The following is a 9,018-nucleotide window of genomic DNA, read 5'->3' on the forward strand; positions in this document are numbered from 1 at the left end:
TCGTCACTTGTAGCTTCTCGTGTAATATCTCCAGATAATCGTTTTTTACCAGCTTCTAAAAATTCTTTATTCCACTTATAAAATTGAGATTGTGAAATAGCATATTTGCGGCAAAGTTCAGCTACTGAAATCTCAGCACGTAAGGCTTCCATCACAATTAAAATCTTTTGTTCCGCTGTAAATATTCGTCTTGTATTTTGACGAATATCTTTTACAAATTTTTCAGGAGTTTTCTTTTTTGAATTTGCCATAATTAAAGTTAATGCTTTTTAAAACACTAGCTTAAATTTTAGGTCTTAGATGTCCACTTTTTGCTGACGATTTACAGAATACCGACAGTAGAGTTTTTCTCATATATGTTAGTGTTAATTAGTAATCGAATATACTCCTTTTTTTGTAAATGATTGATATTTAACAAAAAAATAATATTCTGCTATAGTAATTACGTTTAAAAGAATTGCACGCCAAAAAACATTAAAATAAAAAAGGAGCTAATTAATAGCTCCTTTTCCTTTTTGATATATTTTAAAATTTAGTACGCTTTTGCATATAAAACTCTGTATTTTGCTGGTTTTCCAGAGAAAACATCTACTCCTTCAGTAGGCGTTTCAAAAGCTTGAGGAATACAACGAATTGTTGCTTTCGTCTCATTTTTTATAGCTTCTTCTGTTTCTTCTGTACCATCCCAGAGAGCAGAAACAAAGCCACCTTTATTTTCAATTATATTTTTGAATTCTTCAAAAGTTGTTGCTTCTGTTGTGTGAGTATCTCTAAAATCTGACGCTTTTTGGAATAAATTAGTTTGAATATCTTCTAACAATTTTTCTACTTCAGTTGACACATTATCCAACGCAATAAATTGTTTTTCTAATGTATCACGACGAGCAACCTCAACATGACCTTTTTCTAAATCTTTAGGTCCAATTGCAATTCGTACAGGAACACCTTTCAATTCGTATTCAGCAAATTTCCAACCTGGTTTCGTTTTATCATCATCATCAAATTTGATCGAAATTCCTTTCGCTTTCAATTCAGACGAAAATTTATCCACCACTTGACGAATTTCTTCTAATTGTTCTTCTGTTTTATAAATTGGAACAACTACAACTTGAATTGGTGCTAATTTTGGAGGTAAAACTAATCCTAAATCGTCAGAATGCGTCATAATTAATGCACCCATCAAACGAGTAGAAACACCCCAAGAAGTTGCCCAAACATATTCTTGTTTTCCTTCTTTGCTTGCGAATTTAACATCAAAAGCTTTTGCAAAGTTTTGCCCTAAAAAGTGAGAAGTTCCCGCTTGTAAAGCTTTACCATCTTGCATCAACGCTTCGATTGTATAGGTATCATCAGCACCTGCAAAACGCTCAGAATCTGACTTTCTTCCCTTTACAACTGGAATTGCCATAAAATTCTCTACAACATCCGCATATACTTCTTGCATTTGTTGCGCTTCCGCAATTGCTTCTTCTTTTGTTTCGTGAGCTGTATGCCCTTCTTGCCATAAAAACTCGGCAGTTCTCAAAAACAAACGCGTACGCATTTCCCAACGAACAACATTTGCCCATTGATTAATCAGAATTGGTAAATCGCGGTACGACTGAATCCAACCTTTGTATGTACTCCAAATAATTGCTTCTGAAGTTGGACGAACAATTAATTCTTCTTCTAATTTTGCTTCTGGATCTACAATTAATTTTCCTTTATTATCAGGATCATTTTTCAATCGATAATGCGTTACAACCGCACACTCTTTCGCAAAACCTTCTGCATTTTTTTCTTCGGCTTCGAATAAACTTTTAGGAACAAATAAGGGGAAATAAGCATTTTGATGACCTGTTTCTTTAAATCTTTTGTCTAATTCTGCTTGTAGTTTTTCCCAAATAGCATAGCCATATGGTTTGATCACCATACACCCTCTAACCTTCGAATTCTCAGCTAAATTTGCTTTTACAACAAGCTCATTGTACCACTTAGAATAATCCTCAGCACGAGTTGTTAATTTTGCCATAATCTTTTATATTTGTTGATAAGTTTCGTATCTTTACTTGGCATTAAAATTGCCTATAAATTTATGCAAATTTAATTATTACAAACGATGTAAATTTATAATTATGAACAAAGTTTATAAAATTTCTAATAAAATTTCTGCAACTACATTAATTCTTGTGGCTGCATTAGGAATTTCATCTTGTTCGACTTATCAACCAAGTGGTTACGAAAGCGACGGAGTTTATTATAATCCGAAAACAGATAAAACCTATCAACAAGCTCAACTACAACATGGTAACGAGCAAGGAGAACAAGAAAATAAAGGGGAAATAAAAATTGGTAGTCCATACTTCGATGCAGAAGGAAATGGTGCTGAACAATTTTATTACCAAGATGATGTTGATAGCACAAATGATAATACTCAATCTAAATCAGCAACCAAAGTTAAAATTAACGGATATGGTTTAGGTGGTTACAATTATTTTGGAAACAACGACTATACATTAACTTATAACGGATCGAGTAATTATAACTGGGGACGTAATGATGGTGTAGAAATTAATATCTGGAACAACTATCCTTGGTACAGCTACGGATGGGGAGGTTTCTATAATCCATATCGTTGGGGATATTACAATCCTTGGTATGGTGGATGGTACGGAAACGGATTTGGTATTTCATTCGGATGGGGATGGAACGATCCATGGTATAATGGATATTATGGTTGGGGTTGGAATAGACCTTACTACGGTGGATATTACGGAGGTTACTACGGATGGAACAATTGGTACGGATATCCAGGGTACTACAATGGATATTATGGATACAATCGTCCAAGAGGAATTTATTCTCAACCAGGTTACAGAAACGGTGGTCGTTTAAATAACACGATTAATTCTACTCGTCCTATTGGAAGTTTAAATGGCAGAAACAACCAAATCTCTACAGGTTTAAGACCAACTCGTGATAATACAATTAACAATACAACACGTCCAACTCGCGAGGTAAGACCAGGTTCAGACCAAAGTCAAATTAATGGAACTCGTCCTACAAGACAGGTTAGATCTTCTGTTAATCAAGGACAAATGAATAATACACGTCCAACTCGTGAAGTAAGACCAAGTGTAGACCAAAGTCAAATTAACGGAACTCGTCCTACAAGAGAAGTTAGACCTACTGTTGATCAAGGGCAAATGAATAACACGCGTCCAACTCGTGAAGTAAGACCGGCACAAACACAACAGCCTACTTACAACACAAGACCGACTCGCGAAGCTCAACAATACCAACAACCAACGAGAAGCTATGAAAGAACAAATAGCATGAACAATTCTCGCCCATCATATTCTACACCTTCTCCAAGTAGAGGTAGTAGTATGAGTAGCGGAAGCATGGGAGGTGGTTCTCGAGGAAGTAGCACAGGAGGAGGCTCTCGTGGTGGAAGAAGATAACTAGATTTAGATCATATATAAATGAAAAAAATATTATTAAGCCTTTGTACCTTAGCTGGTACATTGGCTTTTGCACAACAGAACAAAGGATACGAAACTCAGTATTCTACAAATGCTATAAATTTATATTCGCAAGATATTAACAGCGGAAATGCTAAATATATTGGTGTTGGTGGAGCTGTTGGTGCATTAGGAAGTGACATTACTTCTGTCGAGCAAAACCCTGCTGGATTAGGAGTAGCAATTAACTCTGATGTCCAAGTAACAGCTGGTGTTTCTACTTTTAGCAACAAAACTAATTTCGGAACAAATACCAAAGAATCTGAAAGTAATTTTGATTTCCAACAATTTGGAGGAACATTTGTTTTTGCAAATGAAGCTTCAAAATGGAATCGTTTCACAGTTGGTGTCGCTTATCTTAATCAGCGTTTAGACAATTATTCATCAATTGGAACAAATGAAGGTATTAAATTTTCTGAACCAAATGGAACTTTCAATGGTTACATTAAAGATATTGATGGATACAAATCTAAATTCTCTGTTAATTTAGGAACAAGTTATGACGACAAAATTTATTTGGGGTTTGGATTAAACTTCCACGAAACTAACTATTCGGGTTACGAACAATATGCAGAGCGTGATGACGAGAATGGAAAAACCTACGTATACAATGCAGATGGAGCTCCATATAGTGAAATTGGGCAAGGATTTTCTTTCTCTTTAGGTGCTATTTATAAAGTGAATCACAATGTACGTTTAGGTGCGGCTTATCATTCTCCAGTTTGGTACAATGTTTCGGAAGATTATTATGCAGCAAACTTCATCAATAACGGAACTGCTGTAGATTCTTATTATATGTATTCTTCTGATTATGATATGACTCGTGGTGGACGTCTTGTAGGAAGTTTAGGTTTTGTTGTGGGTAAAAATTTATCTCTGGGTGCTGATTATACCTATCACATGAACAATGATACAAAATTAAAACCATCACAATATTTTAATTCTTCTAATAATTTTATCAATGATTTTGTAAAAAATTCAAGTGAAGTTAGAGTTGGTGCGGAATACCGTGTAGATCGTTTCAAAGTAAGAGCTGGTTATAATTATATAACTTCTCCTTACAAAGATTTTACAATGGATATTGCAAACGAAAATAATGTTGTAACAAACGCTGCTGTTTTATCGAAAGCATTTCAAGGAGATATTAATCGTGCAAGTTTTGGTTTAGGATATGATTTTGGAGGATTCTATATAGATGCAGCTTATCAATATCAAACTCAAAAATATCAACAATTGATTGGTGGAACAGATTATATTAATACTAATAATGAATTTGTTTCTTTACCTAACACTTACGCTCCAAAAGTTAAATTAAACAACAATTTATTCTTATTGACATTAGGTTGGCAATTCTAATAAAGAAAATAGATATAAAAAATCGGATGAAATTCATCCGATTTTTTTGTAGTACTAAATATTAACTTATCATAGTTTTAAACAAAAACTATTAGTTTATTCTTTTTATAGAAGACATTCCAGAAGTGCTCACTTTCGTTTTCAAACCATTTTCGTCTACATAACGAACAGAACTCGCTCCAGAACTATCAGCAGTCAAACTATTCACAGCCCAAACTGTTGTAGAACTTGCTCCAGAACAATCAACTATTACATTTGCAGCTTTTAAATCTTTTCCTATAAAAGAAGAAGCTCCCGAAACCGAAATATTCAGATCTTGTACATTTCCAGAAATCTTCATACTTGAAGCTCCAGAATTATCCACAGAAATAGAATTCGAAACAACATCTAATTTTAAATTACTAGCTCCTGATAAATCAACAGCCATTTTTTCTACTTTCTGCGTTGGCAAAACGGTAACACTCGTTGCTCCTGATAGATCAAACGAACGTAATTTTTGATGAGGGAATTTAATTTTAATAGAAGAATTTTTCAAGTTTACGGTTCCATTAATTTTCATAACCAAAACACCATTTTTCACTTCAGTCGTGATTCTATTCATAATATTATCTGGCGCTTCAACAGAAATTTCACCATTATAATTACCATCAGAAACAGTAACACTTATTGCACTGCTTACATCAATTCCTTCAAAAGAAGATATCTTACGCATTTCTGTAACTGTATTACTACTTGCCTCTACTCGGTCTAAATAATTAGAAACTGGCGATTTAGAATTCAAATCAACCGAACAGCTCGCAAATCCTAACGAACTGAATATTAAAATTGGAAGAAAAATGTATTTCATATTGATGTCTTTTATTATTAAGACGTATTAACTTCTAAAAAGTTACAAAAAATATTCACTTTATTCAAATTTGTAAATCAATCCATACAAATATTTAGTAATTTCGCTAACTATGAAAATCATCAGTTACAATGTAAATGGAATTCGCGCTGCGATGACAAAAGGTTTGGTTGAATGGTTAGAAGCTGCACAACCAGATGTTTTATGTATTCAAGAAACAAAAGCTATGCAAGAACAAGTGGACACAAAGCCTTTTGAGGAATTGGGTTATCACATTTATTGGCATGCAGCAGAAAAAAAAGGATACAGCGGAGTGGCTATTTTCTCGAAAATAAAACCAAATCATGTACAAATAGGAACTGGAATAGATTATATTGACAGAGAAGGCCGCGTTTTGAGACTTGATTTTGACAATGTTTCGGTAATTAGTTTGTATTTGCCAAGTGGAACAAATATTGATCGATTAGATTTTAAATTACAATTTTGCGAAGATTTTAAAGACTATATCAAAGAGCTTAAAATCTCTCATCCAAACATTGTAATTTGTGGAGATTATAACATTTGTCACGAAGCAATTGATATTCACGATCCTGTTCGTAATGCAAAAGTTTCTGGTTTTTTACCTATCGAAAGAGAATGGATGACTGCTTTTCTTGATGAATGTAATATGATTGATTCTTTTCGTTATTTTGTAAAAGAACCTCATCATTACTCATGGTGGTCTTACCGTGCAAATGCGCGTAACAACAACAAAGGTTGGAGAATCGATTACAATATGGTGAGTAATACATTAGAAAAAAATATGACGCGTGCAACGATTTTACCAGATGCGAAGCACTCAGATCATTGTCCTGTTTTATTAGAATTAGACGTTTAAGATTATATAAATGAAAAAAATTGTACTTTGTTGTTTAACACTTTTTGCCATTGCAAGTTGCGTTCCTCAGAAACAACACCAAGAATTGGAAGCTAATTATTACAGAGCTTTAGACGATCAATCAAATACATCTAAAGATTTGACATTAGCGAATTTGAAAATCGAGAATCTTGAAAAAGATTTAGCAAAAACAAAAAGCGAATTATACATCAAAGATACAGCTTTGACAAATGCGCAAGCTATGATTAGAATGGCTCAAAAAGAACATGATACTAATTTGCAAGAATTGTATTCTGCATTGAATAGTTCTGGAGAAAAATCAAAACTTTTCTATACTCAATTAAACGAAAAAGAAAAGCAAGTTGCAGAATTAACGCAAAAAGTAAAAGATTTAGATGCTAAGATTGATCAAAAAGATACAGAAATCTTCAATCTAAAAAGACAAATCTTAACACAAGAGATTAACCAAAAGGTTTCGGAAGCAACTGCAACGCCTCCTAAAACAACAACTCCAGCAAAACCAAAAACAACAACAAAAAAGTAAATATAAAAGTCTTATCATAATTGGTAAGACTTTTTTTATTCTCTAAATCGAAGTAACTTTGCAAGAACTAAAAAGTTTTAATGAAAGTTATTTGCGAAACAAAAAGTTTGGTATTACGAGAGTTTTTCGAAATTGATGCATTCGAATTATTTCAATTAAATTCTGACAAAGAATTGATGAAAATCGTCAACGAAAAACCATATAAATCTGAAGACGAAGCGAAGTTTTTTATCGAAAATATGGAGAAACATTACCAAGAACATGGTTTTGGTCTTTGGGGTGTTCACGAGAAAAAAAGCGGACGATTTGTTGGTTGGGGAGGTTTGCGTCAAACAAAATACGGCGCAGTTATCAACATTCGTCTGAAACGTAAATTTCAGAACAAAGGTTACGGAACAGAAGTTTTGAATACGATTGTAGATTATGCAAAAAATGAATTGAAATTAGATAAAATTGCTGCAAAAGCAAATGCAAATCAACCCGAAACGTTAAAACTTTTACAAAAATCTAAACTTCAACAATCAGAAGAAAATGAGTTAATTTTTAAAATATAATACACCTTTTACTTAACATAAAAGGTGTTATAAACGTTTTTTACCTTAGGTTATTTATTAAAAGTGTATTCAATATTACTCCAAAAGACAAATTCATCTTTAGATGTTAATTGTTTTGGAGAAGATACTACAAAAGGAAAAATATCATTGTATGTTACTTTACCGTATTTACTTCCTTTATTATACAAAGTTTCGTTTGTTTCTTTATTCTTAATAATTAAGGATGTTTGATAGTTTTTGTAAATATTTAGAGATTCCTTTGTTTGATCTATAGAACCTAAGATAACTTTTTTATTTCCTTCATCTATCAGAATATTGTTTCCATCTTTCGTATACTTATATTTTTGGATAGAAAGATTTTCATTGATAATAATCGAGTCTTTTTTTAATTGAATAATCTTAATTGATGGATCATTATAAAAAGACCATTGTTTCTTAAAAAAAAGATCTGCTTCTGTTGGATATTCTATCCCTTCTGTACCTTTATAATATTTTTGGTCAAGAATTGTATAATTAGCAGAAAATTTATAAATATCTTCTTTATTAGGTTCTGGGTTTACAGGTGCTGAATCGTCATCATTATTACATGAAAAAATAATAAATAAACTAGGTATTAATAATAAATATTTCATAATTAATTTAAAGGGATGTAATTAAATTTATAATCAGGTATTAACGTGTATTTAATGAAATACTACCTGAGTTTGATTTGCTTTCTCTTAAAATAGTTTTTTTTCTATTAAATTATACGTTTGAAATAATGTATTTTGTTTAATGATATTTTCAAGTGAGAGTAAAACATTTTGGTATCCCTGGTCTGAATTTCATTTTTTATTAAAAAAATAAAAATAAGTATTTTGTAAATAATAATTTATTATTTTTCAATAAAAATGAAATATTTTATTTATCTATCATTTGTTATATTGTCTTCATGCTTAGTTATGCCTAAGTATTATTTGCATACAGAAAAAAGTTTAAACAATTTTTCTATAAAAGGCGAAGATAAATTTGTCTTAATAAAGAATAATTTTTATTCAGTAGGTGCTGATTTTTCTAATAAAGTAGATTCTGATTTTTCTAATATTATTAAAAATCTTTCACTTAATCCAAGTTTTTTAGAATTTAGTAATGAGAAATTTATTCATCATTTAAATGAAGAACAATTGGATATAATTAGAAATGAAACAAAATGTGAATACATATTACTAATTCAAACTATTTTAAAGCCTAGTATTTTGCATCAAAAAAGTTTTACATCTATAACTACATATGAGAAAAATAAAGAGAGAGAATACCATGTTATTTTACAATTAATATGTAATCTTCCCCTTGTTAAG

At 31.7% G+C, this 9,018-nt stretch carries 10 protein-coding genes; 6 read left to right on the plus strand and 4 right to left on the minus strand.

All coding sequences use genetic code 11. The features are described from left to right. Both B4G36_RS03860 and proS read right to left on the minus strand, forming a co-directional pair. On the minus strand, positions 1-251 hold a 251-nt coding region (locus B4G36_RS03860; RefSeq protein ID WP_291062143.1), incomplete at its 3' end, for a transposase. 281 nt (positions 252-532) lie between these two features. After that, positions 533-2,011, minus strand: coding sequence for a proline--tRNA ligase (gene proS, locus B4G36_RS03865; protein ID WP_291062145.1), 1,479 nt, complete (start codon positions 2,009-2,011; stop codon positions 533-535). Between the two features lie 103 nt (positions 2,012-2,114). Between proS and B4G36_RS03870 the strand changes: the two genes are divergently transcribed. Continuing rightward, on the plus strand, positions 2,115-3,443 hold the full coding sequence (locus B4G36_RS03870; RefSeq protein WP_291062147.1) for a hypothetical protein: 1,329 nt from the start codon (positions 2,115-2,117) through the stop codon (positions 3,441-3,443). Between the two features lie 21 nt (positions 3,444-3,464). After that, positions 3,465-4,859: an OmpP1/FadL family transporter gene (locus tag B4G36_RS03875; RefSeq protein WP_291062148.1), complete on the plus strand. Its 1,395-nt coding sequence runs from the start codon at positions 3,465-3,467 to the stop codon at positions 4,857-4,859. A 91-nt stretch (positions 4,860-4,950) separates the two neighbouring features. Here B4G36_RS03875 and B4G36_RS03880 read toward each other — a convergent pair whose 3' ends face one another. Next, entirely contained in the window at positions 4,951-5,706 is a 756-nt protein-coding gene (locus tag B4G36_RS03880; protein WP_291062150.1) for a head GIN domain-containing protein, read from the minus strand. Between the two features lie 112 nt (positions 5,707-5,818). Here B4G36_RS03880 and B4G36_RS03885 point away from each other — a divergent pair, with 112 nt between their 5' ends. The 3 genes from B4G36_RS03885 to B4G36_RS03895 all read left to right on the plus strand — a co-directional run bounded on the left by B4G36_RS03885 (position 5,819) and on the right by B4G36_RS03895 (position 7,681). Continuing rightward, positions 5,819-6,583 (plus strand): exodeoxyribonuclease III, encoded by a 765-nt coding sequence (locus B4G36_RS03885; protein ID WP_291062152.1) that lies wholly within the window; start codon positions 5,819-5,821, stop codon positions 6,581-6,583. Between the two features lie 10 nt (positions 6,584-6,593). Further along, positions 6,594-7,127, plus strand: coding sequence for a hypothetical protein (locus B4G36_RS03890; RefSeq protein ID WP_291062154.1), 534 nt, complete (start codon positions 6,594-6,596; stop codon positions 7,125-7,127). Positions 7,128-7,207: 80 nt separating this feature from the next. Then, the gene (locus tag B4G36_RS03895) at positions 7,208-7,681 is read left to right on the plus strand and encodes a GNAT family N-acetyltransferase (protein WP_291062155.1); all 474 of its coding nucleotides are present in this window, start codon (positions 7,208-7,210) and stop codon (positions 7,679-7,681) included. Positions 7,682-7,731: 50 nt separating this feature from the next. On the opposite strand, the gene B4G36_RS03900 is transcribed toward B4G36_RS03895, so the two are convergent. Continuing rightward, positions 7,732-8,313, minus strand: coding sequence for a hypothetical protein (locus tag B4G36_RS03900; RefSeq protein WP_291062157.1), 582 nt, complete (start codon positions 8,311-8,313; stop codon positions 7,732-7,734). A gap of 258 nt (positions 8,314-8,571) precedes the next feature. Between B4G36_RS03900 and B4G36_RS03905 the strand changes: the two genes are divergently transcribed. Further along, the coding region (locus B4G36_RS03905; RefSeq protein ID WP_291062159.1) for a hypothetical protein at positions 8,572-9,018 on the plus strand (447 nt) is incomplete at its 3' end.

Source organism: Empedobacter sp. UBA3239 (assembly GCF_002362875.1).
In the GTDB taxonomy this organism is placed as follows: domain Bacteria; phylum Bacteroidota; class Bacteroidia; order Flavobacteriales; family Weeksellaceae; genus Empedobacter; species Empedobacter falsenii_B.

Excerpts from the sequence above, each read along its gene's own strand:
- B4G36_RS03900 (WP_291062157.1), bottom strand. The coding sequence starts at position 8,313 with ATGAAATATTTATTATTAATACCTAGTTTATTTATTATTTTTTCATGT.
- B4G36_RS03870 (WP_291062147.1), top strand. The coding sequence starts at position 2,115 with ATGAACAAAGTTTATAAAATTTCTAATAAAATTTCTGCAACTACATTA.
- B4G36_RS03880 (WP_291062150.1), bottom strand. The coding sequence starts at position 5,706 with ATGAAATACATTTTTCTTCCAATTTTAATATTCAGTTCGTTAGGATTT.
- B4G36_RS03890 (WP_291062154.1), top strand. The coding sequence starts at position 6,594 with ATGAAAAAAATTGTACTTTGTTGTTTAACACTTTTTGCCATTGCAAGT.
- B4G36_RS03885 (WP_291062152.1), top strand. The coding sequence starts at position 5,819 with ATGAAAATCATCAGTTACAATGTAAATGGAATTCGCGCTGCGATGACA.
- proS (WP_291062145.1), bottom strand. The coding sequence starts at position 2,011 with ATGGCAAAATTAACAACTCGTGCTGAGGATTATTCTAAGTGGTACAAT.
- B4G36_RS03895 (WP_291062155.1), top strand. The coding sequence starts at position 7,208 with ATGAAAGTTATTTGCGAAACAAAAAGTTTGGTATTACGAGAGTTTTTC.
- B4G36_RS03875 (WP_291062148.1), top strand. The coding sequence starts at position 3,465 with ATGAAAAAAATATTATTAAGCCTTTGTACCTTAGCTGGTACATTGGCT.